The organism is Bacillus sp. Medicinal_06, from assembly GCF_056711665.1.
Genome location: NZ_JBWYHD010000005.1, coordinates 292,516 through 316,762, shown reverse-complemented (window position 1 = coordinate 316,762; position 24,247 = coordinate 292,516). Strand labels below are relative to the sequence as shown.

23 protein-coding genes are annotated in these 24,247 nt (G+C 34.9%); 12 read left to right on the top strand and 11 right to left on the bottom strand.

Annotated features, from left to right (window positions below; translation table 11 throughout):
- The first annotated feature begins 13 nt into the window (after positions 1-13).
- Positions 14-529, top strand: a complete 516-nt coding sequence (locus AC1M36_RS14540) for a hypothetical protein (RefSeq protein ID WP_336451727.1) — start codon at positions 14-16, stop codon at positions 527-529.
- Between the two features lie 230 nt (positions 530-759).
- Entirely contained in the window at positions 760-1,968 is a 1,209-nt protein-coding gene (gene hmpA / locus AC1M36_RS14535; RefSeq protein WP_336451728.1) for an NO-inducible flavohemoprotein, read from the top strand.
- A gap of 20 nt (positions 1,969-1,988) precedes the next feature.
- On the opposite strand, the gene AC1M36_RS14530 is transcribed toward hmpA, so the two are convergent.
- Positions 1,989-2,501 (bottom strand): Crp/Fnr family transcriptional regulator, encoded by a 513-nt coding sequence (locus tag AC1M36_RS14530; protein ID WP_479845983.1) that lies wholly within the window; start codon positions 2,499-2,501, stop codon positions 1,989-1,991.
- A gap of 182 nt (positions 2,502-2,683) precedes the next feature.
- On the opposite strand from AC1M36_RS14530, the gene AC1M36_RS14525 reads away from it, so the two are divergent.
- On the top strand, positions 2,684-2,908 hold the full coding sequence (locus AC1M36_RS14525) for a hypothetical protein (protein WP_336451730.1): 225 nt from the start codon (positions 2,684-2,686) through the stop codon (positions 2,906-2,908).
- A gap of 290 nt (positions 2,909-3,198) precedes the next feature.
- Here AC1M36_RS14525 and AC1M36_RS14520 read toward each other — a convergent pair whose 3' ends face one another.
- From AC1M36_RS14520 to AC1M36_RS14510, 3 genes are all read right to left on the bottom strand, one after another.
- Positions 3,199-3,999: a sulfite exporter TauE/SafE family protein gene (locus AC1M36_RS14520; protein ID WP_336451731.1), complete on the bottom strand. Its 801-nt coding sequence runs from the start codon at positions 3,997-3,999 to the stop codon at positions 3,199-3,201.
- Positions 4,000-4,116: 117 nt separating this feature from the next.
- Positions 4,117-5,115, bottom strand: coding sequence for an inorganic phosphate transporter (locus AC1M36_RS14515; protein WP_336451732.1), 999 nt, complete (start codon positions 5,113-5,115; stop codon positions 4,117-4,119).
- An 11-nt stretch (positions 5,116-5,126) separates the two neighbouring features.
- Complete coding sequence (locus AC1M36_RS14510) at positions 5,127-5,747, bottom strand: DUF47 domain-containing protein (RefSeq protein WP_479845982.1); 621 nt, start codon at positions 5,745-5,747, stop codon at positions 5,127-5,129.
- Positions 5,748-6,058: 311 nt separating this feature from the next.
- On the opposite strand from AC1M36_RS14510, the gene AC1M36_RS14505 reads away from it, so the two are divergent.
- On the top strand, positions 6,059-8,098 hold the full coding sequence (locus tag AC1M36_RS14505) for a transglycosylase domain-containing protein (protein ID WP_336451733.1): 2,040 nt from the start codon (positions 6,059-6,061) through the stop codon (positions 8,096-8,098).
- Positions 8,099-8,198: 100 nt separating this feature from the next.
- On the opposite strand, the gene AC1M36_RS14500 is transcribed toward AC1M36_RS14505, so the two are convergent.
- Positions 8,199-8,630 carry a hypothetical protein gene (locus tag AC1M36_RS14500; RefSeq protein WP_336451734.1) on the bottom strand — a complete coding sequence of 144 codons (432 nt, stop codon included), beginning with the start codon at positions 8,628-8,630 and terminating at the stop codon, positions 8,199-8,201.
- A gap of 902 nt (positions 8,631-9,532) precedes the next feature.
- A complete protein-coding gene (locus AC1M36_RS14495; RefSeq protein ID WP_479845981.1) occupies positions 9,533-10,786 on the bottom strand; it encodes an ATP-binding protein in 1,254 nt (417 codons plus the stop codon).
- 157 nt (positions 10,787-10,943) lie between these two features.
- Between AC1M36_RS14495 and AC1M36_RS14490 the strand changes: the two genes are divergently transcribed.
- Positions 10,944-11,789 carry a DUF72 domain-containing protein gene (locus tag AC1M36_RS14490; RefSeq protein WP_336451736.1) on the top strand — a complete coding sequence of 282 codons (846 nt, stop codon included), beginning with the start codon at positions 10,944-10,946 and terminating at the stop codon, positions 11,787-11,789.
- A gap of 448 nt (positions 11,790-12,237) precedes the next feature.
- Here AC1M36_RS14490 and AC1M36_RS14485 read toward each other — a convergent pair whose 3' ends face one another.
- The 4 genes from AC1M36_RS14485 to deoD all read right to left on the bottom strand — a co-directional run bounded on the left by AC1M36_RS14485 (position 12,238) and on the right by deoD (position 15,907).
- On the bottom strand, positions 12,238-12,432 hold the full coding sequence (locus AC1M36_RS14485) for a DUF3924 family protein (RefSeq protein ID WP_336451737.1): 195 nt from the start codon (positions 12,430-12,432) through the stop codon (positions 12,238-12,240).
- 122 nt (positions 12,433-12,554) lie between these two features.
- Complete coding sequence (locus tag AC1M36_RS14480; protein WP_018764243.1) at positions 12,555-13,085, bottom strand: tyrosine-type recombinase/integrase; 531 nt, start codon at positions 13,083-13,085, stop codon at positions 12,555-12,557.
- Positions 13,086-13,192: 107 nt separating this feature from the next.
- Positions 13,193-15,007 carry a sensor histidine kinase gene (locus AC1M36_RS14475; RefSeq protein ID WP_336451738.1) on the bottom strand — a complete coding sequence of 605 codons (1,815 nt, stop codon included), beginning with the start codon at positions 15,005-15,007 and terminating at the stop codon, positions 13,193-13,195.
- 192 nt (positions 15,008-15,199) lie between these two features.
- Positions 15,200-15,907, bottom strand: coding sequence for a purine-nucleoside phosphorylase (gene deoD / locus AC1M36_RS14470; protein WP_000110708.1), 708 nt, complete (start codon positions 15,905-15,907; stop codon positions 15,200-15,202).
- A gap of 278 nt (positions 15,908-16,185) precedes the next feature.
- Here deoD and AC1M36_RS14465 point away from each other — a divergent pair, with 278 nt between their 5' ends.
- Positions 16,186-16,968 (top strand): hypothetical protein, encoded by a 783-nt coding sequence (locus AC1M36_RS14465; protein ID WP_336451976.1) that lies wholly within the window; start codon positions 16,186-16,188, stop codon positions 16,966-16,968.
- A 5-nt stretch (positions 16,969-16,973) separates the two neighbouring features.
- Here AC1M36_RS14465 and mprF read toward each other — a convergent pair whose 3' ends face one another.
- Complete coding sequence (mprF, locus tag AC1M36_RS14460; protein WP_479845980.1) at positions 16,974-19,550, bottom strand: bifunctional lysylphosphatidylglycerol flippase/synthetase MprF; 2,577 nt, start codon at positions 19,548-19,550, stop codon at positions 16,974-16,976.
- A 218-nt stretch (positions 19,551-19,768) separates the two neighbouring features.
- On the opposite strand from mprF, the gene AC1M36_RS14455 reads away from it, so the two are divergent.
- The 6 genes from AC1M36_RS14455 (at position 19,769) to spmB (ending at position 24,137) form a co-directional block, all read left to right on the top strand.
- On the top strand, positions 19,769-20,158 hold the full coding sequence (locus AC1M36_RS14455) for a hypothetical protein (protein WP_336451740.1): 390 nt from the start codon (positions 19,769-19,771) through the stop codon (positions 20,156-20,158).
- Between the two features lie 23 nt (positions 20,159-20,181).
- A complete protein-coding gene (locus AC1M36_RS14450; protein ID WP_336451741.1) occupies positions 20,182-20,673 on the top strand; it encodes a YpuI family protein in 492 nt (163 codons plus the stop codon).
- 199 nt (positions 20,674-20,872) lie between these two features.
- Positions 20,873-21,787, top strand: a complete 915-nt coding sequence (locus tag AC1M36_RS14445) for a superoxide dismutase (RefSeq protein ID WP_336451742.1) — start codon at positions 20,873-20,875, stop codon at positions 21,785-21,787.
- 112 nt (positions 21,788-21,899) lie between these two features.
- Positions 21,900-23,021 (top strand): D-alanyl-D-alanine carboxypeptidase family protein, encoded by a 1,122-nt coding sequence (locus tag AC1M36_RS14440; protein WP_336451743.1) that lies wholly within the window; start codon positions 21,900-21,902, stop codon positions 23,019-23,021.
- Positions 23,014-23,610, top strand: coding sequence for a nucleoside recognition domain-containing protein (spmA, locus tag AC1M36_RS14435; RefSeq protein WP_207992703.1), 597 nt, complete (start codon positions 23,014-23,016; stop codon positions 23,608-23,610). Before AC1M36_RS14440 ends, spmA begins: the two co-directional genes overlap by 8 nt.
- Entirely contained in the window at positions 23,607-24,137 is a 531-nt protein-coding gene (gene spmB / locus AC1M36_RS14430) for a spore maturation protein SpmB (RefSeq protein ID WP_033796016.1), read from the top strand. Before spmA ends, spmB begins: the two co-directional genes overlap by 4 nt.
- The last annotated feature ends 110 nt before the right edge of the window (positions 24,138-24,247 follow it).

Genomic DNA, 24,247 nt, shown 5'->3' with positions numbered 1-24,247 from the left:
AGGAGCTTGGTACATGAAGAGAGTGTGGGCGATACTTGGAATTGTGATTGTGATGGGCATTACAAGCTATAGTTTAATGAGAGTATTGTTACATTATGCAAGTAAACCTGTTGGAATATCTGCACTGCCGCAAGTAGAAGATGTAGAAGAAAAGAAAAAAGTATTGCAATTCATCCGCACGACACACGAAGATTATAACAACCTCTTAAATTATGGAAAAGCTGAGAGATATACAGAAGGGGATTGGAACCATCTCGTGCAGTGGTTTCAAAAACAAGAACCGTCTTTAAAAGATATACATAGGGAAATAAAAGATGAAAAGATAAAGCGAGATGTAAGGAGAAGCTATGAGATATTGAAAAAGGGCATAGAAGTTCGGAAGATTGAATATGTAGTGTATGCTCATCGTGTTTACCACGACTTGGATATTTTAGTAAATAAATATACGGGTGAAACAAATATATGGGGGTATACAGAGTTTGGAAATGGAAAAGATGTAAAAGTGATTGAACAAATTTTGCAAACTTAGTAATAAGCTAGCTAAGATATTGGTTAGCTTATTTTCTTTTGGGAAAGATAGGAAAGTATATAAGGTGAGCATTAAATCAGTGTCTCACTAGTGTACGTAATGAAGGTCAAATTTAAATCGTTCATACATTTTTCACAAAAACACCATGTTTATAGTGATTAAAATCACAACCTTCCATTTTGGCTTCGTTTACAATAACAATATACAAGGAAATAGAGGAGTGGGATATAATGTTAAGTGAAAAAACAATTGAAATTGTAAAATCAACAGTACCATTACTACAAGAAAAAGGTGTTGAAATTACAACTCGATTTTATCAAATTATGTTCTCAGAACATCCTGAGTTATTAAATATTTTTAACCATACAAATCAGAAAATAGGAAGACAGCAACAGGCATTAGCAAGTGCAGTGTATGCCGCAGCAACGTATATTGATAATTTAGAAACTATTATTCCTGTTGTAAAACAAATTGGTCATAAACATAGAAGTTTAGGAATTAAAGCAGAACACTATCCAATTGTCGGAAAATGTTTACTACAAGCAATTAAAGAAGTTGCAGAAGCACCACAAGAAGTGTTAGATGCTTGGGGAGAAGCGTATGGTGTAATTGCGGATGCGTTTATTAGCATCGAAGCAGAAATGTATGAAGAAGCGGCAAAAAAAGAAGGCGGTTGGAAAGATTTCCGTAACTTTGTCGTTGTGAAGAAAGATAAAGAAAGCGATGTGATTACATCGTTCTATTTAAAACCAGAAGATGGAGAGGAGTTATCTTCATTCTTACCAGGTCAGTATGTAACGGTTCAAATAAATATAAACGGTGAAACGTATACACATAATCGTCAATATAGTTTATCGGACGCTCCTGGAAAAGGCTACTATCGTATTAGTGTGAAACGGGAGACAGCTGCAGAGACACCGGATGGAAAGGTATCTAATTATTTACACGATTATGTTCGAGAGGGAGATATATTGCCACTAAGTGCACCAGCAGGGGACTTTGTGTTAAATATGGATTCAAACTTACCAATTGTATTAATCAGTGGTGGCGTTGGTATCACGCCAATGATGAGCATGTTAAATACATTGGTTAAGCAAACTTCAAATCGTAAGGTATACTTTATTCATGCAGCATTAAATAGCAACGTGCATGCGATGAAAGAGCACGTGCAGCAGATAGAGAAAGATTATGAACAAGTAGAAGTATACACTTGTTACTCTTCACCAACAGAACAAGATTTACAAGCGAAAAACTTTGATAAAGAAGGTTTTGTTGATTTAGATTGGTTACAATCAATTATTCCTACAAATGAAGCGGACTTTTATTTCTGCGGTCCGGTACCATTTATGAAGCATATTAATAAGACTTTAGTAGAATGGGAAGTTTCGCCTGAACACATTCATTATGAATTTTTCGGACCGGCAGCAAGCTTAGCATAAGGTAAATAAAAAACGAGGTGTTAGTTCGCCTCGTTTTTTATTTGTTCTCGTAACAAGCGATTTACTGTTTCACGGCGTACGCCGATAAGTTGTCCAATTTCTGTTTGTGTTAAGATCTCATAGATAGGAATTCCATCTAAATACAGTGAGAACCACTCTTGCAAACGATGGAGACGTTCTTTTGGAGAAACAGTTGTTAATTGATCGATTCGCTGTTGCATCATGCGTAATTTTGTTTGCAGCTGCAGAGCGACATTCGCATATAACTCTGGATTCGCTTGTAATTTTTCGTACCATGTAGTTCCTATAATAGGTTCGACCTCTGTTTTAATTAAAGCAATTGCTGTACCATGATACTCTTTCGGTGAAATTAAAGAGTGGTGAGGGATTGTCTCACCAGGAACGATAATGTTAAATAAAAATGGTGTTCCATCTTCCTGTAATCGAACGACTTTTAATAGACCCGTTTTAATAAAGTATAAAGGTCCATCTTCACCTTGACGAAATAATATATCCCCTTTATGTAGAATCAATGTTAGCACCTCGTTTACGTGTTCCTATTTGTTCATTTTACTGATATATGTGTGTATACATATTAAAAGAAGAAAAGCCTACAAAACAGCAATTATATTGACGAAATGTATGCTATTACAGTAGTATACTATTTAGTGTGTAATAGTGCTAGCAATGAATACGCTGTAGGGGGTTTAGTATATTGTTAGATGCGAAGATGACTGATATGAGGATTCCAGCTAATGCCATCATACATGTAGAAGAGATGAAGGGTGGAGTCGTTCTATCAGTTGAAATAGACGGTCAAATTATCTATACAATGGCTTATGATGAAGAAACGGATAGCTACGCTGAATTGTATGATAGAAATGATAAGCGAGCACGTCAAGTACATGAAGATTTTATGGGGTGGTCACTCCTTCATTAGAAAGATGTCAATATGACATCTTTTTTTGTTGAATCGATAGATTATACGAATTCATGTAATAAATGGATGAGATTTGTAATAATTGCTTTTGCATTGTTAGCACTTTGTAACGGCAGAATGTCTCTTTTTTCGCTATTATAGGGATAACAGTCACAGCTATAGGAGTGATCAGCTTGAATAAATTATATATCTCCAACTTAATGTTGTTATGTGTGTGCGCAGTATTATGTGTCGTGTTAGGAACATTTTTATATTCTTGCGTATAAAAAACGCATTCTAAAAAGAACGCGTTATAGAAATGAAGTAATAATTAATCTAGTTCCAAGAATGATTAATGTAATACGTAATAAATTAATAATTGCATTACCGCTTAATTTTGTATTAATGAAAGCTCCAATTTTCCCGCCAATCCAAGCGCCTGGAATAAGAATTAATGCATAAATCCAGCTAACATTTCCAAGAGAAATATGAGTCAAAGAACTTACAATTGCTGATAAAAAGACAATAAACATGGAAGTTGCAACAGCAATTTGCGCAGGGAATGCAAAAAGAAGCATCATTGCTGGAACGAGCAAGGCTCCGCCACCAATTCCAAATAATCCAGATATGAACCCAACTACAAATGCGATAATAATTGAAAGAAACGGTGGAAATTGATAATGAACAGTATTACCTTCAGCATCTGTGAAAGAACGCTTAATAACAGTTGTATTTGAGAGGGAAAGAGGTTTCAATTTATCGCGCAACAAGAGAAGAATTGAGACAAAAATAAGGAAAATTCCAAAGTATAAAGAGAAAGAATCTTGATTCAAAAATTTGTTTGCCCACGATCCAATAATACCCCCAGGACCGCTCCCTATAAATAAAATAAGTCCACTTTTATAATCTACTCGCTTATGTTTCAGATAAGTAAGAGTAGAGGAGAGACCGGTGAAAACGACGGTCACCATTGATGTTCCAACTGCGAGTTGTGGTGATAAACTATGCAGTCCAATCAGTAAAGGTACAATGATAATCCCCCCGCCAAGTCCTACTAGGCTTCCGACTGTTCCTGCGATTAATCCAATAAAAAGTAACATGATGTATTCCAAAATTGCCAACTCCTCTGTATAACTAGTACAACATTTATTATACACACTTTTTCTAGAGAAATAGGATTGTTCACAAAAAAGTCGTCTTCCTAGAAAAATAAGGAAGACGACTTTTAATTAGAAAATTAAATGTAATAGGTAATAGAATAAAGCAGCCAAAGAAGCTGAAATTGGAAGTGTAATTACCCATGTAATTAACATGCGCTTTGCAGTTCCCCATTTTACACCTTTTACACGATGTGAAGCACCTACCCCTAAAATAGAAGAAGAGATAACGTGCGTTGTACTAACCGGTAAGTGAATGAATGTTGCCCCGAAAATTACAAGAGATGATGATAAATCAGCTGCTACTCCGTTTACAGGGCGAATTTTCATAATTTGTCCACCAACAGTCTTAATAATTTTCCATCCACCGACAGAAGTACCAAGCCCCATTGCGATTGCACAAGATAATTGTACCCAGAACGGGATATCGCTAGAAGTATGATAGTTATTTGCCATAAGAGCCATCGTAATGATTCCCATTGCTTTTTGTGCATCATTCGTACCATGTGTATAAGCTTGTAATGCTGCAGTGAAAACCTGGAATATACGGAAGTTTTTGTTCGTTTTCGTTAAGTTAAAGTTTTTAAAGACTACTTTAAAAATACTGTATACGATATAACCAATAACAAAAGCGACGATTGGTGAAATGATTAAAGCTTCAAGGATTTTTATGAACCCTTTAAAATTTAACGAGCTAAAACCAGCAGCAGCAATTGCTGCACCTGCGATTGAACCAATGATTGCATGCGAAGAACTACTTGGAATACCATAGTACCAAGTAATCAAATTCCAAGCTATTGCCGCAAGCAAAGCAGCTAAAATTACAAGAGAACCATTTGGTAAGGAAAATGGGTCAACGATATCTTTTGTAATCGTTTTTGCTACACCTGTAAATGTCATTGCACCTAAAAAGTTCATAATAGCTGCCATAATAATTGCATGTCTAGGCTTTAGAGCTTTCGTCGAAACAGCTGTTGCAATCGCGTTTGCTGTATCGTGAAATCCGTTAATAAAGTCAAAAGCTAAAGCGCAAATGACTACTAAAACAGTCAGTATCAAGAGTGTATCCATGATCAAACTCCTTACGCGTTCTTCATAATAATTGTTTCTAATACGTTTGCAACGCTTTGACAGCTATCAGCTACTTCTTCTAGCTCTTCATAAATCTCTTTGAATTGAATGATCTTAATTGGATCTTTTTCACGAGAGAATAAGTGCTTAATGGCATGGCGACGGATATCATCACACTGTGATTCGTAATCCTTAATTTTAATTGCATTTGTGCGAATGTCTACTAATTTCTTATTCGACATAAGTTCAACGGAATTTGCAATCTCAATCGCACATTGATTGATTGCTTCCACAAATTTAATCATGTATTCATCTGCCTCTGTAATAGAATACATTTCGAATAAACCTGCACTGTGATCTAATCCGTCTAGTACATCATCCATGCTCATTGCAAGTTGCAGGATGTCTTCACGTTCGATAGGAGTAATAAACGCTTTGTTTAGCTCCATAATGATTTCGTGAATAAATGAGTCACCTTTTGACTCATATTCTTTCATGCGCATAGAAAATTCTTTTAAATCGCTAGCATTTTTAATTTTATACTCCACGAAAAATTGCGCGCTTTCTTTTAAATTTTCAGAAACATTCATTAACATTTCAGAAAATTTATCTTTTTTAGATTTAAAGACCATTATTGTTACCCCCACAAAAGTAATATATGTAAAATATATTGGCTAGTCAATTCTAACAAAAAACTGTCGTTTTTTAAAACATTTTATCGAAAAGTTTACAAAAACTTAACATAACTCACGTTGATGTATTAATAATATTAATAATCAATAATGAATATCTTACTTGTAGAATGTCCTTTTCTTGTAAAAAGTATGAATGTGAAAGAAATACTTTACACTTGGCGAACTACTACGTTATTATAATAAATTTAAAAGGAGGGAGTTTCTTCCTTTTTCTAACGAAAGTGTAAACAAATGAAGGAAGTGAATAAATGAAATTGAACAACACTCATTTCAAGAAAATGCTTGAGTGGTTCAACAGGAGGAAGAAACTGCGCAATACATTATACGTTTTTGGTGGTTTTTTCGTTGCTCTATTTATTGTAGTAAATATAATAATCTCCATTCAAGACATATCCGCATTAAAACAGGCTGTTCCGCAGCCAACACTTATTTATGATGCAAATAAAGAAGTGGCAGCAAAGCTATCTTCTTCCAAGGCGGAAGGAGTTAAAAGAAAAGATATTCCTGATATTATGGTTCAAGCGATTGTAGCAGTAGAGGATAAGAAATTTTTTAATCACCATGGTATATACTATAGCGGGATTATGAGTGCAATATTAAAGAATATTACGGCTGGGGAAGTGGTGGCTGGTGGGAGTACAATTACACAACAGCTTGCCAAAAATGTATTTTTAACGCAAGAACGGACATTCTCACGCAAATTTAAAGAGTATTTTCTTACAAAAAAAATAGAACGTACGTATACCAAAGATGAAATTATTGAAATGTATATGAATCAAATTTATTTTGGTGAAGGAGCTTGGGGTGTAAAAAAAGCGGCTAAATCATATTTCGATAAAGAAGTAAAGGATTTAACAATAGCAGAAGCTGCGACGATAGCAGGATTAATTAAGGCTCCATCAACCTATTCACCATATAAAAATTTTAATAAATCCATTGAAAGGCGTAATGTTGTTTTAGCATTAATGAAAGAACAAGGATATATTACAGAAAATCAATACAAGAAAGAAAAAGAAACAGGCCTTGCATTACGCCGAGGTGTTGATGATAAATACAAAGGAAAATATCCACAGTATGTTGATTATATTGTCCGAGAGGCAATGGAGAAATATGAATTGACACAAAATGAAATTTTAGCCGGCGGATATCGTATTTATACAGAACTTGATCCTCAAAAGCAACAAGCGGTAGAAGATGTTGTGAATAATGATAAATATTTCCAAGGTGGTAATGCAGATCAGCTTATGCAAACAGGAATTGTGTTGATGGATCCGAAAACGGGTGGTGTACCCGCACTTGTCGGCGGGAGGGGGACGTATCAATTTCTACAATTTAATCATGCGACGCAGTTAAAAAGACAACCAGGTTCAACATTAAAACCTCTTGCAGTTTATGTACCCGCATTAGAGCAAGGTTACGAAGTGTATGATGTTTTAAAAGATGAACCACTTAATATAAAGGATTATACCCCTCAAAATAGTGACCATACTTTTCATGGAGATGTTACCATGTATGAAGCAGTTGCAAGGTCTTATAATGTCTCAGCTGTTTGGCTGTTAGAACAAATTGGATTAGAAAAAGGTTTGAAGTCATTAGAGCGTTTCGGTATTCCCTTGCAGGAGGAAGACCGCACTCTCCCTATTGCTCTAGGAGGAATGCATAATGGAACTTCTCCATTTGTAATGGCTCAGGCTTATGCAACATTGGCAAATGATGGAGTACAAATTGAAGGACATGCAATTCGTGAAATACAGAATGCTGAGGGAGAAATTGTAGGGAAATGGTATAAAAAAGAAACCCGTGTAACGAGTGAGAAGGTTGCTCAAAAAATGACGTATTTATTAAAAGGCGTTGTTGAAAAAGGAACGGGCGAAAAAGCAAAGGTGAAAAATATTGATACTGCTGGTAAAACAGGAACTACTCAGCTTGTAGATGGTCCAAGCAGTGGAGCGAAAGACTCATGGTTTGTTGGCTATACTCCGGATCTTGTTGGCGCAATTTGGGTCGGATATGATAAAACCGATAGTGAACATTATGTTTCAGGTGGTAGTCAAATTACAACGACAATGTTTCGAGATATTATGAAAAAGGCTGCCGGAAATTCCGCTCAAAAAGCATTTCAGTTGTCACTAATCTCAGAGGCTGACTATTCAAAACAATTAAAGACAATTGAAGAAGAAAAAAGAAGAAAAGAAGAAGAGAAAAAGCGTCAAGAAGAAGAAAAACTGAGAAGAGAACAACAAAAAGAGTGGATTGATAAAGTGAAAGAGTGGATTCCATTTTTGTAAAAATAAAAAGCGGCGAATGATTATGAGGCCACTGAAAAACATACGTTTTTCAGTGGCCTCGATTTTTTATGAACTGAAAGTTTTTTCAACAGGTGTAGTATTATTCATTGAGACGAACGGTTGCCTTGGAATGAGATTGTGAATTGTAAATAATCGAAATTGTTCCTTTACTGAGTGGCTCATAAGGTAGGTCCTCTTCATATCGTCCAGTATTTTTATTGTGAATAGATAATATGATTTCATCGATTTTCTGGTTTTTATATTGTTCTTTAATCTTTTTTGCAATCCGGTCCAGATCATGATGAGAAGAAGCTTCTGTAATCATCATCCCTTTGATAACTCTTTTTTCTTGAGATGAAGATAATTGGGGTACTGTATTTGGTGTTGCATATAGCAGTTTATATGGTGCTATACTACTGTTCTCTGCTGCTTTTGATGTAGAAGTGTATTCTAAAGTTAAAAAGAGTCCTGAACATAAAATGATGCATGACATAAGGGCGATCCAAAAGCGAATTGGCAATAAGACTTTCATTTTCATCCCTCTTTCATATCATTGTCTTCATTATCTATCATACAAAATAAGCATTAAGCTAGAGTAAATTTGAAGTAAAGAAAAGTAAAGAAGGAGATTAAGTATTTCACATATAGACAGATTGAAAAAACGAGATAAAACCTTTCCTTTTAGGTAGGAGAGAGTATCTGTCCATGCATAGAAGCGGTAGCCTCATGCCGTATGAAACCAAAAGGAGAAAACGAGTAGGAATCTCTTTTTATTTTCATAGCCATGACTTATATGTCGGAAAAACAAAATGAATATATATAGAATGGATAGTCGCTAGTTATTTCTTACTGTGTATACTGAATTTGGAATAGAGGAAGAGACATTGTTTAAGCGTGTGCTTACAGCTAGAGTGGTTATATTGATATGTTGAAATAAAGTGAAACCTTAATCAGTGGGGGTTTTCCTCATCCCCCACTGATTATTAGCCCTCACCAATCGGGCCTTTACGGGCAGTTTATCTCCCACCTAACTTCTTTAGAAAAGCGGAAGCGGCTCACTCAGAATCGCAGGACGTTGGAGCCCCCGACAGAGAGGCGCTTTTTGCCTCGTCCGAGGGGGCGAAACGACCGGAGATTCTAGCCGCTAGAGCTGGACTTTGCTCCCACCGAATTTTGAGGTGGGAGTATTACTGCCCGTTAGTGCGGGATAAATGAAAGAGTTGAAGAGACAGTGAGCCCTAATGAAGTTTTATAGTATTTCCTATGAAAGAGGAAAGGGAATTATAACACATGTTGGTTAGGGGACAAAATAGTGAAGAACTTGGGTCCTGTGCTGGAAGTTAATGAATCGTATATTTTGAATGTATTCACTTAATTATATCAGTGGGGCTTCATCCCCACTGATGGAAGTTTCTCTTTACTTTTAGGAAAAAACTATAAGCTCGGTATTTTTTTTGTTAACGGAATTGAGATGATAAAAGTTGTGCCATTTTCATTACTAGAAACTTTTAAAGTTCCATTGTGATTTTGAATGATTTTTTTTGTTACGGATAATCCGAGTCCAGTTCCTGCATCTTTTGTAGAGAAGAATGGATCAAAGATATATTCTTGAATCGCTGGAGGGATACCGGTTCCGTTATCTTGGAAAGTAATGCGAGCAAAATTATCTAAGCGATGACTAGCGATTCGAATGGAAAAAGGTTTATCACTTTTTGCATCCACAGCATTTTGAAATAAGTTTAGGAAAACTTGAACGAGCTCATGTCGATCAATATTCACTAATATGTCTTCTAAATCGGAGGATAAATTATATTCAATAGAAATGTTATGCAAAAATACTTCACTAGCTAGTAGTTGTTGGATATATTCACGTAAAAAAGTATTGATGGGAAAGGGCTCTCTTTTAAATTCGTGTGCTTTGGAAATAGATAAAAATTTAGTGATGATACTATTTGCACGATCTAATTCAGGAATGAGCAAATTTTGAAAAAGTTCTTTATTAGAAGGTGAGACACCTTCTTGTAAAAATTGCAAATAACCGCGTACTGTTGTAAGTGGATTACGAACTTCATGTGCAATTCCAGCTGCAATTCGACCAGCTAATGCGAGTTTTTCAGCATCGCGCTCGGTATTTAAATAATGAAAGACGCTAATCACACGGAAAATATCTCCATTATAATCACAAATAATGCGATTGTTACAAATACCGTAGTTCACGTCTAATACTTCTTCGTTGTAAATTTCTTGTCCGCTTCGTAATGTTTCTAAAGCTTTAATTTTTTCTTCTGGTAAGTTTAATAATTGTTGGATGGGTTTACCTATTATATCATTGCGTACTACGCCAAAATCATCTGCTGCAGATTGATTGCATAATGTAATGATACCTTTATTGTCAATGAAAGTGACATGGTGCGAAAATGCATCAAAAATATGGACAAAGTGCTTTTCAAGTTGTTCAAATAGAAATAAGGAATCACAATTTAGTACAAAGTTTGATTCTATATCTTCTTTTGGTATGTGAGTAATGGAATGAGAATTCCCTTTTTTATGTAATTGTAAACCTAGTTGTGAGTTTTCATATGTAAAATGATGTGGTAATTGATTCACCAACTGCTCATAAAACTGTACTTTTTTTTCTAATTCTTTTATTTGCTTTTCATGAGATAAAGTAGTATCCTCTTGAATCATAAATAACTCCTCAATTTAAAAATTCTTCCATCTAGTATATCATATTTTATAAAGATGCTCTTGAAGAAAATTGAAACTTTGTTCCGTAGGCTCAAGCGTTTGTTATCTTTAATTAGGTGTGTGCTGATTAATAGAAATAGGATAAGGAGGGGTAAGAGTGATTTCTATTGGATTAACAGGATGGGGAGATCACGATTCTTTATATACAGATTCATATGAAAATAGAAATAAGTTGCGAACATATAGTGAGTATTTTCCTATTGTTGAAGTCGATAGTTCGTTTTATGCTATGCAACCAGTTCGAAATTATATGAAATGGGCTGGGGAAACGCCAAAAGATTTTTCGTTTGTTGTTAAAGCGTATCAAGGGATGACGGGACATATGCAAGGAGAGATTCCATTTTCAAATGTCGATGAGATGTTTGAAACATTTAAACAATCGATTGTTCCCCTGCAAGAAGCACATAAATTAAAGACGATATTATTTCAATATCCACCTTGGTTTGATTGTCAAAAGAAAAATGTAGACTTACTTCGTTATACAAAAGAAAAAATGGAAGGATTACCATGTGCCATAGAATTCCGAAATCAAACGTGGTTTCATCCTAATATGCATGATAAAACATTACAATTTTTAGAACAGGAAGAGTGGATTCATACGATTTGTGATGAACCACAAGCTGGAATTGGTTCTGTTCCACTAGTATTAGAAGCAACGCATTCAGAAACGGCACTGATTCGATTTCATGGGCGCAATATTCATGGGTGGCTTGATAAAGGAGAAAATTGGCGAGCAGTTCGTTGTTTATATCGCTATAACAAAATAGAGCTTGAAGAATGGGTGGAACGATTAGGGAGATTGCAGAAGAAGACGAAGAACATATATGTTTTATTTAACAATAATTCAGGTGGAGATGCTGCGGATAATGCCAAGCAACTTATGCAAATGATGAATATTACATATGGAGAACCAAAGCCGGAACAGCTCAATTTATTTGAATAAATATAAAGTGAAACTTTAAATCAGTAGGGGATTCTTCATTGATTATTAGCCCACACCAATTAAGTTTTTACAGACAGTAATAAAATAAAAAGAAAAACACTGTACAAACAGGGGGAATGTACAGTGTTTTTCTATATGAAAAAGAGGGGTAACAATGTTACTGAGCGTTTGGTTGATTCATCAATTGTTGGCTTCATAATAAATGATAATGGTTATCATTATCATTGTCAATAGTTTTTCAGAAATAAAATAAAAAAATATTTTATCCTGCATTAATGGGTACTAAGACCTCAGCTTAAGATTCAGAGAGAAACAAGGAAGATAGGTAGGGGCAGTTCAATTTGCATACGTAAATAAAAATAAGAGTCTAGGTAAAAAGTGGGAAAGTTAGGAGGATATATAATGGATTATGTACGCAGCAAGGGAAGAAATTGAAAAAGAACAGCTACTAACGCTGTTCTTTTTCAATTACATATTGTTGTAGATCAAATGGAGTTATTTCTTGAATAAACTCTCTTGAGATAAGAGATTGAACGAGTGTGCTTTCTGAAATTGTAGTACCTGTTTTCTTTTGATAGGCTTGTTTTAACAATCCAAGTTTTTCTGCAGTTTCTTTTGGTAATTCAATTGTGAATGTGTTCATAATTTCTCCCCCTTATTACTAGAGTACCACTACAAAATAGGAGAAACAAGAATATGAAATATAAAAAAGGTTACCAAGTTTAAAGTTGGTAACCTTTTTTATGTATAAGAATGTATATTCTTTTATGCAATACCGATATACTTTAAAGTTTTTGATGGGGTGCTATGGTCAAAGAAGTGTTGTAAAAATGCAATGTCAACACCAGATTTGTATGCACAATATCCCCAAGTTTTGCGAAGTGTATGTGAGCTAATCCCTTCTAAACCAACTTCTTTTGCAGCTTTGTTTAAAATATACCATGCATGCTGTCTTGTAATGGATTTTGTTCCTTTTTGCGATTTCAATAAAGGTTCATTTCGTTTCCACGTTTTACGTTCTCTCATATAATCTTCGATTGCATGCTGTAAGTCTTCGTTTACAGCAAACCATTTATGTTTTTTTACTTTTTCATTGTAAAATAAAATGGAGTGACGAACATTTTCATTTTCATCGATAACATCACCGACTTTTAATTGTAAAATCTCACTTACTTTTAGACCAGAATTTACAGCTAATACGAATAGTAAGCCATCACGTTTCGAAGATTGTAAAAGTATATTTTTGATTTTTTCTAATTGTTTTTCGTTTTGAATAGGTTGTCCTGCTTGTTTCATTTCACGCACTCTCCTCTTTTGTATGTGTAAAGGAAAGGATTAACTTGTCTATTACTATAAAGGGAGAGTGTGAATTTCATGTGAACTCCTCGTGAAATTAAGACAAATTATTTGACTTCTTTTACTTTTTGTAAATCGAAATAAAAGACGACACTATTATCTGTATTATAAACACCATATTCGGCATGATGAAGTTCTAAAATGTTTTTTACAATAGATAGACCAAGTCCAGTTCCACCAGTATGACGGCTACGGGAAGCGTCTAGACGATAGAAGCGATCCCATATTTTTTGCAAACTTTCGTCTGGAATTGGATTACCAGTGTTCTCAATTTCTACTTTTACCTTTTGTTCATTTTCGATGACGCGAATACGAATCGCTTTGCCGTCAGGTGTATAGCGAATTGCGTTGCTGAGTAAATTTACAACAACTTGCTCAATGCGGTTGCGATTTGCCTTAACATATATAGAAGGATTTGCATCGATTTCTACTTGTAATTGTTTTTCTTCCATACTAAATAATAGCTTCGTATACACTTGTTGAACAAGTTCACCGATTGAAAAAGAATTCATTTCTAGTTTATACGTGCCAGATTCTAGTTTTGCTAATTCTAACATTTCGACGATGAGTCGATTCATGTTTTCGGTTTCCTCTAAAATAACATCTGTATAGTAAGTAGTATCTTTGCTGACACCATCTTTAATCCCCTCTGCAAAGCTTCTAATCACACTCAGCGGTGTTTTTAATTCATGGGATACGCCAGAAATAAATTCCTTTCTCGTTTTTTCTAATTGGCGTTCTCGTTCGATATCTTGTTGTAATTTTGTATTTGCAACATTTAATCGATCTATCCGATCTTTTAAGTTTACTGATAATGTATTAATGCTACTAGATAAACCGCCAATCTCATCATCTGCTGAAACTGGTAATTTTTCAGTGAAATCAAAATTAGCCATTTTTTTTGTAACACGATTCATTTTAATAAGCGGTTTAACAATGATTTTTGAATAATAAAAGGATAACAAAATAATAACAAGAAATACGATAATTAAAGCATAAACGTAATAATCTTTTAAAACGAGCATTGCTTCATTAACAGGCTGTAAGGAGGTCATTGCGAAAGCAAATTCTTTAATCTCTCCTTTTTCAATAACTGGCTGCACAAAAATTTGACTTTTGACTTCATCGTCCCCACCTATTGTATAAGTAGTCAATTTGTTTGAATTTGTTTTACCGAGTATAACAGACAGTTCCCAATGTTGAACGCCTTGTAAAGTTTCCAAGTTATTCGCAAGGCGAATGTCATTTTTTGATGGTAGGTGTATTTTAGATACAGTACCTTGAAATTTATGAATGCCAAGTTTTGCGTCTTTTGTATACCTGTTTCTTTTTAAAGCGCCCCAATCGATATCAAATAATTTAAAGTCAGAAATGATATTATCATTTTGCCATGAATTATAGCGATTTGTTAGTGTAACAGGAATAATCACGTTTTTCTTTAAAATACCTTCTATGAGGAGGACATCATTCACCTTTAACTGTAGGTTCATAAATTTCGTGTATTCATCGTTTGTTAAAATGTTGTTGAGTGGAATTGAATATGTTTTATTTGATTCATCTACAATTTCAATATAGTAATTATTTTCATCTTTTATAATTCCATATGGATCTAATAAAACAACGTCAGCGTTTGTTTTTTCATGAAATTCTTGTTTGAGTTTTCTTATTTCCTCAAATGTTTTATCACTTTTTTCATAACTTGATAAAAACTTTTCAAAAGCAGTTTGAACGGTTTGAACCTTCTTATTAATATAAAATTTTTCTAAAAACAACGATTGTCCTACGAAAAAAAGGAGGAAGGTCACCGTAAATAATGTTGATGTTAATAAAAATAGTTTAAAGACAATACTTCTTTTTTTCACTTCTTCACCTCACAACAGAGTGCTCGCATAAATATTTTCTTTATTATAACAAATGATAAAAGACAGTAGGGACTAAAAATCTGTCTCTATATGGAGCGGTTTTTTATAAAAAGTCATATAAGCTAGATAGTTAATTTAGAATAGGATAAGAAAAAAAGAACTCGCCAGACGTATGACAAGTTCTTTTGTGCATTATTGTTGGATCGCAGCATCTAAAGCGATTTCAATCATTTCGTTGAACGTAGTTTGACGCTCTTCAGATGTTGTTTCTTCTCCAGTGAAAATGTGGTCACTTACTGTTAATACAGATAATGCATTTACACCGTATTTCGCTGCTAATGTATAAAGTGCAGTTGTTTCCATTTCTACAGCTAATACACCGTATTCACCAAGTTTTTTCACCATATCCATACTTTCACGATAGAACACATCAGCTGTTAAAACATTACCAACTCGAACGTGTAATCCTTTTTCTGTTCCAGCGTCATACGCTTTCTTTAAAAGATCAAAGTTTGCTGCTGGTGCAAAGTCAAATCCAGGGAATGTTAAACGGTTCATGTTAGAGTCTGTACAAGCAGTCATTGCAATAATTACGTCACGCACTTTTACATCTTTTTGAATCGCTCCACATGTACCTACGCGAATTAAATTTTTCACTCCATAGCTTTGGATTAATTCGTTTACATAAATAGAGATGGACGGAACCCCCATACCTGTCCCTTGAACAGAGACACGTTTTCCTTTATAAGTTCCAGTGAATCCTAACATGCCACGTACGTTATTATAGCAAGTTACATCCTCTAAAAATGTTTCTGCAATATATTTTGCACGTAGTGGATCGCCAGGTAGTAAAATAGATTCAGCAATTTCACCTTGTTTTGCTTCAATATGAACGCTCATAAAAATCCTCCTTATTATGTATAGATATAAATTAACATCATCTGCATTATACACTAGGAATCCTGCCAATTAAAATCTTTTTCTTGTTTGTAGTATATACAAGATACACTGTTTTCAGTAATTCGTTATTCGTTTCCCGATTTATGGTTATTCTTTCTTTAAGTGGAAACTTTCCTTTATTTTATAGAGGATTTTTATAGGAAAAATAGAATGAATTTTGTAACAATATTCTATTTACAGGCATAGTTGTATGAATTGTTTCACGACTTATAAAAAGTATAGCAGGTGATGATTTGAAAAATCTTGTCATTGGAATAGTTGCTTTACTACTTATTGTAGCTGGTGGATTCTACATGCAAAAGTTTAAAGGAACAACAGAAACAGCAGGGGACATTCGAGAAGTAAAATGGGAGATGAAAAATAGAATAGGAAATGAAAAAATAGATATTACATTTCAACTGTTTAATAAAAATAAAAATGAGATTCGTGGAGTGAACGATCGTATTAGAGCGATTATTGTGGACGAGCAGTTAAAGGAAATTCAGCAAATCAACCCTGCATTTGCTGGAAATGGGTCTTATAAGCTAGCTTCAAAAGGAACGAAAGGTAAAGCTTATACGGTTTTCTTATATGAGGATCATGGTAAAACAGAACAGTCCTTTTCTAAGAAAAATTTTGGGGAAGAGGAAAAAGAGAAGAAACAAAAGAATTTAATAGAAGACACAGTGCTTACAAAAAAAATTGGCGATTACCAAATGTCGCTTTTATTTGGAGCGTTACACCCAAATGAAGCAGCTACACTTACATTTCAATTGCAAATGAAAAAAGGAGCAAGGGTGAAATTCGGCTCGAATACTGGGGAACAGGGGGCGCTTTATATAGTCGATGAAAAACGAGAACATTTTTTATATGCAGTCCCTGTAAATGAAGAAGAGCAACTACAGTATCGTATTACTTTCCCAGAAGAAGGAATATATAAAATATGGGGTACATTTTATATAAACGGAAAAAAGTATGAAAAAGAGTTTATCCTCCAAGTTCAGAAACGAAAAAGCAGCTAGTGATACTAGCTACTTTTTCGTTTTCCTATTAATTTTGTTACAGCAAGCATTGTAATTGGTAAGGAATGATTTTTGCGGAATGCTAAATATTTGCCGCTCCACGTAGGCTTATATTTTTCTTTAAAGTGCCGTAAACCGCTAAAACTATACGTATAACGAACGTTATTGAAAATTGCTGCTGCGACGCGCTCGGACCAGAAAGATTGTGTAGATAGACCAACATTAGAGAGCGGAGCCATACCGATATTGAAAGAATGATAATCGTTTTCTTTTGCCCATTGGAATAAATGGATGAAAATCGCATCCATAATTCCACCAGGTGCATCAGGGTAATAGCGCATTAAATCAACAGAAAGTTCACCAGCTTGGTAAACAGGCATAAAGGTTGTAAATGCGATGATTTTTCCTTCAGCATCAGATAAAGTTGCAATAGGGGCACGATTTATATAGTCACGATCAAAGTATCCAAGAGAAAAACTTTTTTCTTTTTTTCCTCCAAGCCAAGCATCTGAAACTTTTTTTAATTCCTCATATAACTCGTCTGAAAATGGTGGTTGATGAATGGAAAATGTATAACCTTCACGCTCAAAGCGGTTAAGAGTTGCACGTAATCCAGCACGTTTTTTACCTGATATAGTAAAGGTATTTAAATCAACAACAGCCTCTTCACCAAGTTTAAAGAAGTTATAGCCAAAATCATGATATAAGCTCATCCATTTACTTTCAATTTGATAGAAAACACAAATGTATCCAAAGCGATCTGCTTCAGCTAGAAATTCTTGTAGTACCGTGCGGAAAGAAGACGGATCGCCAATTGGATCACCGAGTATAACAAGACGTTTTCCTGTTGTTGAAAATAAAAGAAGTGCTTTTCCGTCGCTACTGAAGAAAAATTGTTTATCTCCTAAAAAACCTAAATGGCTTAGTACATTTCCGCCATATTCATCTAAGAAGTTTTGCAAACGTTTATCGTTTGCTGGTTGCCCAGGAAATACACTACGGTAGCGATTTGCAATAAGGGAACCGATAAGTAAAAAGGTTGGGACAAAGAAAGCTGCTGCAAGTGCGCTACGTTTTACTTGTGTAATATTACGAACAACAAAATCAGGTTTAAAAGCTTCCTTTGCTCCAGCAAATAAAATACCTAGGTTTTTGTACAAATATAATGTTAGTAATAAAAATATAAATACTTTGACTACATCAGAGAGTGATACTTCCATTTTCTCACGCACAAATCTTTTACGGAGCATATATAATACTGCCAGTACAATTAATAAAATAAAAGTCTCTTCAATATCAATTCCTTTTAATGTGTTAAAGATTGCTGCTCCAATTAAAGAAACAATCGTCATATAGTAGGAGCGTTTCGTTCCGTAATAAATCCCTCGTGATAGAATTAGAAGAAGGATACCAAAGGTTAAAGATAAGCTAAAAGAAAATTGAATGAGATGTTTTGGAGCTAAAATATGTAACGCGTGAGCACGGTTTATGCTTGTTGGTAAAATGGTTGATAAGATAACCATTAAGCCAGCAAAAACGGTTAATGCAGCGGATGCCCATGATCCTAATTTCCCTAAAAAATCACGTTGCAATGTCCAAATGACACCTGTTGTTTCTAAAGCAGGTGCGATAAATGGTTTATCTTCAATCTTTTTCAGTGCAGCTCCTGTCATTTCAAAAGCTGCAAAAATTAAACCGAGGCAAAACGGTAAAATATAGTATACAAGGCGGTATAGTAACATAGCGGGCAGTAATACGCCTGTATCAATACCGTATTGTCCTAAACCAGTCAAAAAGACAAGATCAAATGAACCAAGACCACCTGGTACAAGACTAACAACGCCAGCTAAAGCCGCAATGACATAAACTCCTAAAAACTTCCGGAAATCGATCTCAATTCCAAATAATATTAAAATAACATACATGACGATACCGGCAGATAGCCATTCCACTAAAGAAACAATGGAGTATAAAACAGTTGGGTTTTTCTCTTCCTCTTGTCCGTCTACGTTTTTTTGTTTTCGATTTTTAAGTTTAGAAAACCCGATATATATCGGTACAAAAAGAGCAAAGAAGACGAGTACAGGCCATAGCCAAGGTTTTTCATGCAGAATAAAACGTGTATCTAGTATTCCGATAAGACCGAGGAACGAGAGAAGGGCTAATCCGTTAATAAAGGCGGTTGTCATCCAAGCGATACTTTTGATAAGTTTACCATTCTCTTTTATGTGAGGCCGATATAACATTGTTCGTACGCCCGCTCCAACAAGGCCACCAAAGCCGAGAAATCCATTTAACGTGTTTGCAGTCCATGAAACCCGGAAAATCTTTTGAATAGGTACATCTGCTTTTAAATAGCGGAGCATAACAAAGTCATAAAAGAACATTGTTGAAACAGCAAATGCACCGAGCGTAATAGCTAAAAAGACTCCTCCAGTTGGAATGTTTTTAATTGTTTCAATTGCTTCTCGAAATGAAATACCAGATAATTCTTTTCGAGCTTGAAAGAATACAATTGTCAAGACAACAAATGGGAAAATAATTTTTCCGATTTGTAAGAAACGTTTCCACGAAAACGACATAAATACAACTCTCCTTGCATAAGAAAACTGAGACAATATTCTTATTATGACAAACTTCATGAAAAATAAAAAGGTAAATTGCAGGATATAAAATCTATTTTTTATATAAATATGGAAATATCATATATATTTTAATAAGAATTAATGAAGAATTAAAATTTTGTTTATTCAGAAAAATGAGTTAAAATAAAACAAAATAAGGAAGAGAGGTAAAGAGGATGGTTATAATAGGTTACGCAGGCTATGAGCTAGAAAAAGCACAACCTAATACGTCAGAAGATTTCTTTAATCGATCTGAAGTAACTTATATGTTGAATGAACAAGAAAAAACATTTTCTGTATTATATGTCCGTTATTTTGAAGAAATTTTGCAAGAAATTACTCCGTTTGAAGGAAATCCAGTTTTTAAAATAGAAGAACAAGACATATATTTACGTGATATCGTTGCTCTAGCTTGTTTTGTTAAAAATAAAGAACTTCGTGGGCAAAAGCGTGTGTATATTAATGGAATAGAAGATTTTCAAAAATATTTTGATGATAAGACAGTGGTAAAAGTACAAAACATAATGGCTGAGTTACATAAAAATAAAAAAGTAGAAATAGCGTAAAATGGCAAAGGAGAGAAAAGGGTATGTCTAATTCAATGGTTGAAAATCAAACGCATCAAATTTCGGGATTTTTAGAAGAGGTTATTACTTTAATGACTGATTTTGTAAATTATCATACATTACCTTCTTTATTAGAAGAGTCACCAGAAGGTAATAAGCATTATTATGAAGGTTTGTTATCGGCGTTAAGACGATTACTTGTATTTTGTGAAGAAGGATTGGATGCGTGCCTTGTTTTATTAAGTAGTCAACCATTTCGAAAAGCGGCTGCTGAGAAAACATTATATAAAATCTACCATCAAGTAATTGCTGAATTCTTTTCACCAAAGAGTGATCAATGGTATGAAAATAGTCGCTCAGCATATACAGGAAAAAATTCCATTGCTTTTCAGCAAGTACCACCTTACTCAATTGAAAAAGTAATGCAAGAATTAGAAGGTAAGTTTCAAACAATGCGTGAGGAATTGGAATATTATGAAACGGACTATCAAACGAAGATGTTACACAAGTATTAAAATAAGATTGAAAGAAACCTATAGATGGGAGAGAGGATCCGGCCGTGGATAGAAGCGGTCAGATCCTTTTTTAATCCCATGCGATGTGAGAACAGAAGGAAAGAAAGAGTGAAGGATTCTTTTGCTGTTTTGTACGGTATATACAATGCGGGAACTGAATATAGTTAAAGTGGATAGCATCAAGGAGGTGTCGCGTTGTATGAACCAGCAAAGTGTATTTACAGATTACTTTCATGAAGTAGAAAATTGGTGTGAAAGTGTTCTTCACGTACTAGATAGTCGTGCAACTGAAGTGTATGACGTTCATATGCTTGCCTATAAAATCCAAATACTATTAGACCGTATGAAAGAAAATGAATATGAAACAGATGCTGAATTACTGTATGAGATAAGTGAAGATGTGGAGCACATTCAAAATCATTTACAAGAAGTATTTATGTACGAAAATGAACAATATGAATTGTACGAAAGAGCGTATACGGAACGATCTGTTCCGATTGGAGGTCACACGCTCCCGCCGTTACCCTATCCATACAATGCTCTAGAACCATATATTTCTCGAGAAATTATGATGCTGCATCATGATAAGCATCATCGTAGTTATGTAGAAGGACTGAATAAAGCAGAAAAAATGATGGAAGAAGCAAGGAAAACAAACAAATTTGATTTAATAAAGCATTGGGAAAGGGAAGCGGCTTTTCACGGTTCAGGCCATTATTTACACACGATATTTTGGAATAACATGAAAAAAGATGGGGGCGGAAGTCCAAGAGGTGCATTATCTCGACAAATTGAGAAAGATTTTGGAAGCTTTTTACGTTTTCAAAAGCATTTTACAGAAGCTGCATCGAAGGTAGAAGGATCTGGATGGGCGATTCTTGTGTGGGTACCTCGTTCGGGAAGATTAGAGATTTTACAGAGTACCCTTCATCAATTATTCACACAGTGGGATACGATACCGTTACTTGTGCTTGATGTATGGGAACATGCATATTACTTGCAGTACCAAAATCGAAAAGATGAGTACATTAAAAATTGGTGGAATGTTGTAAATTGGCCAGATGTGGAAAAAAGATTTGAAAGTGCGAAGCAGCTTGAGTGGACACCGTACTAGACGCATATTTGTGCGTCTTTTTTGCTGGTATAGAATAGAATGTTTCGTTCATATTTTATAGGGCCAAGCATACACTTGTACAAAAAGTGCCAAAAGGACGTGGTGGGGGAATATGAGACGAACTTGGATTGTAATTGCACTTATTGTAATGTGTGCAAGTATTATACCGATTCATACATATGCACAAATGAATGATGTAAGCGCCCATAATGCCGTATTGATGGAAGAACATTCGGGTCGAATTTTATATGGAAAATTAGAACATGAACCACAGAAGATTGCTAGTATCACGAAAATTATGACCGCCTTACTTGCTGCTGAATCAGGAAGAATGAAAGAAGCTGTACCTATTAGCGATAAAGCTGTTCGAGTAGAGGGTTCGGCAATTTATTTAAAACCTGGAAACAAAGTGCCGCTAGAAGATTTAGTTTATGGTTTAATGCTTCGTTCAGGTAATGATGCAGCCCAAGCAATTGCTGAAAATGTGGGAGGAAGCATGGAAGGATTTGTGTATTTGATGAATGAAAAAGCGAAACAAATCGGAATGGAAGATACACATTTTTCAAATCCACATGGTTTAGATGGGGATGGTACGCACTATTCGTCTGCATACGATATGGCACTTTTGACACGCTATGCAATGGGGAATGAAACGTTTCGGAAAATTTTTGGAACAAAAACATATCAATCGAAAGCATGGGATTACCCGTGGAAAAACAAGCATAAACTTGTAACATCTTATTATGAATTTGCGACAGGAGGAAAGACGGGGTTTACAAAAAAAGCTGGGCGTACACTTGTTACAACAGCTTCGAAAGATGGATTAGATTTAATTGTAGTGACGCTTAATGCATCTAATGATTGGGACGACCATATGTATTTGTTTGATCAGGGATTTAAACAATATGAGTTAACGAAAGTTCTAGAGCAAGGAGCGCTCTCTGGACTGAAAGAAAAGAAGTATACAAATCACGTTTATACCAAAAATGATTTTTCTGTACCTTTAACAGTTGATGAGAAAAATGAAGTTTTATTAAAAGTTGAACTTGATAAAAATGTAAAGTTAAAAGATGGAGAAAAAATAGGGAAAACAAGTATTTATGTAGGTAACGAGAAAGTAGGCGAGCGCAATTTATTTTATAGCAAACGAAAGCTAGTTGCCACAACTGGAGTATATTGGAATGATGTGAGAGAGATTTTTTCTCATATGTTAGGTGTTAGAACAGATGGTTAACCTCGTATGGGTGGCGATGGCGATCATTGGGATTGTATATGCGATGGTGAACGGAACGATGGAGGAAGTGAATAAAGCAGTTTTTGAAGGATCGAAAGATGCAGTAACAATTTGTATTGGGCTGATTAGTGTTTTAGTCTTTTGGCTAGGTTTAATGAAAATTGCTGAAGAGGCAGGTTTATTAAAGAAATTAGTCTCATTTTTTATGCCGGTCGTGAAAAGGTTGTTTCCAGAAGTACCAAAAGACCATCCTTCGATGGGGTTTATTTTATCAAATATGATGGCAAATTTTTTTGGATTAGGAAATGCAGCGACGCCACTTGGTATTAAAGCCATGGAACAGCTTAAGGAACTGAATGGGGGAAAGGATTCGGCAAGTCGTTCTATGGTGACATTTTTGGCTTTAAATACATCTGCAATTACATTGATACCGACTACTGTAATTTCAATTCGGATGACGTATGAGTCGGCGAACCCGACTGAAATTGTTGGTGTTACGTTTATTGCACAAGTATTATCGATGATTGGAGCGATTTGGATTGACCGCTATTTTTACCGAAGACGGAGTAGAAAGGGGCGGAAAAAATGAGTATTGTTAATACAATTTCATTATGGGTGATTCCATGTGTTATTGGTTTTATTCTATTGTATGGGACGATAAAAAAAGTTCCAACGTACGAATCATTTGTAGAGGGCGGAAAAGAAGGAATCCAGATTGCTATTTCTATTTTACCATTTATGGTAGGGATGCTTGTATCTATTTCTATTTTCAGGGCATCAGGGGCGCTAGATGCTATGATTTCCGTCATGAAGCCAATGTTAGATATGATTCACGTGCCGGCAGAAATTGTGCCGCTTGCGCTTATACGTCCCATTTCTGGCTCTGCAGGATTAAGTATTACTACAGATTTAATTGCTACATATGGGCCGGATTCATTTATTGGTAGGCTTGCTTCCACGATGCAAGGAAGTACAGATACAACGTTTTATATTTTAACAGTGTACTTCGGAGCTGTTGGGATTCGTAAAATGGGAGATGCCTTAAAGGTAGGATTGTTTGCAGATTTAATTGGGATTATTTGTTCCATTGTGTTCGTTTCTTTATTGTTTCAGTAATCGGTATTCATTTTTTGCGTCAATTCGCTTATAATACGTATACGACCGCTATTAAGAGTAGGCTTAATAGTGGTTTTTTTGTGGAGTATTTTTGACAAAATAATGAACTT

What these genes read in the sequence shown, in the direction of transcription:
- AC1M36_RS14540 (WP_336451727.1), top strand. Translation starts at nt 14, where the DNA reads ATGAAGAGAGTGTGGGCGATACTTGGAATTGTGATTGTGATGGGCATT.
- hmpA (WP_336451728.1), top strand. Translation starts at nt 760, where the DNA reads ATGTTAAGTGAAAAAACAATTGAAATTGTAAAATCAACAGTACCATTA.
- AC1M36_RS14515 (WP_336451732.1), bottom strand. Translation starts at nt 5,115, where the DNA reads ATGGATACACTCTTGATACTGACTGTTTTAGTAGTCATTTGCGCTTTA.
- AC1M36_RS14510 (WP_479845982.1), bottom strand. Translation starts at nt 5,747, where the DNA reads ATGGTCTTTAAATCTAAAAAAGATAAATTTTCTGAAATGTTAATGAAT.
- AC1M36_RS14505 (WP_336451733.1), top strand. Translation starts at nt 6,059, where the DNA reads ATGAAATTGAACAACACTCATTTCAAGAAAATGCTTGAGTGGTTCAAC.
- AC1M36_RS14500 (WP_336451734.1), bottom strand. Translation starts at nt 8,630, where the DNA reads ATGAAAGTCTTATTGCCAATTCGCTTTTGGATCGCCCTTATGTCATGC.
- AC1M36_RS14495 (WP_479845981.1), bottom strand. Translation starts at nt 10,786, where the DNA reads ATGATTCAAGAGGATACTACTTTATCTCATGAAAAGCAAATAAAAGAA.
- AC1M36_RS14485 (WP_336451737.1), bottom strand. Translation starts at nt 12,432, where the DNA reads ATGAACACATTCACAATTGAATTACCAAAAGAAACTGCAGAAAAACTT.
- AC1M36_RS14480 (WP_018764243.1), bottom strand. Translation starts at nt 13,085, where the DNA reads ATGAAACAAGCAGGACAACCTATTCAAAACGAAAAACAATTAGAAAAA.
- deoD (WP_000110708.1), bottom strand. Translation starts at nt 15,907, where the DNA reads ATGAGCGTTCATATTGAAGCAAAACAAGGTGAAATTGCTGAATCTATT.
- mprF (WP_479845980.1), bottom strand. Translation starts at nt 19,550, where the DNA reads ATGTCGTTTTCGTGGAAACGTTTCTTACAAATCGGAAAAATTATTTTC.
- AC1M36_RS14455 (WP_336451740.1), top strand. Translation starts at nt 19,769, where the DNA reads ATGGTTATAATAGGTTACGCAGGCTATGAGCTAGAAAAAGCACAACCT.
- AC1M36_RS14450 (WP_336451741.1), top strand. Translation starts at nt 20,182, where the DNA reads ATGTCTAATTCAATGGTTGAAAATCAAACGCATCAAATTTCGGGATTT.
- AC1M36_RS14445 (WP_336451742.1), top strand. Translation starts at nt 20,873, where the DNA reads ATGAACCAGCAAAGTGTATTTACAGATTACTTTCATGAAGTAGAAAAT.
- AC1M36_RS14440 (WP_336451743.1), top strand. Translation starts at nt 21,900, where the DNA reads ATGAGACGAACTTGGATTGTAATTGCACTTATTGTAATGTGTGCAAGT.
- spmA (WP_207992703.1), top strand. Translation starts at nt 23,014, where the DNA reads ATGGTTAACCTCGTATGGGTGGCGATGGCGATCATTGGGATTGTATAT.
- spmB (WP_033796016.1), top strand. Translation starts at nt 23,607, where the DNA reads ATGAGTATTGTTAATACAATTTCATTATGGGTGATTCCATGTGTTATT.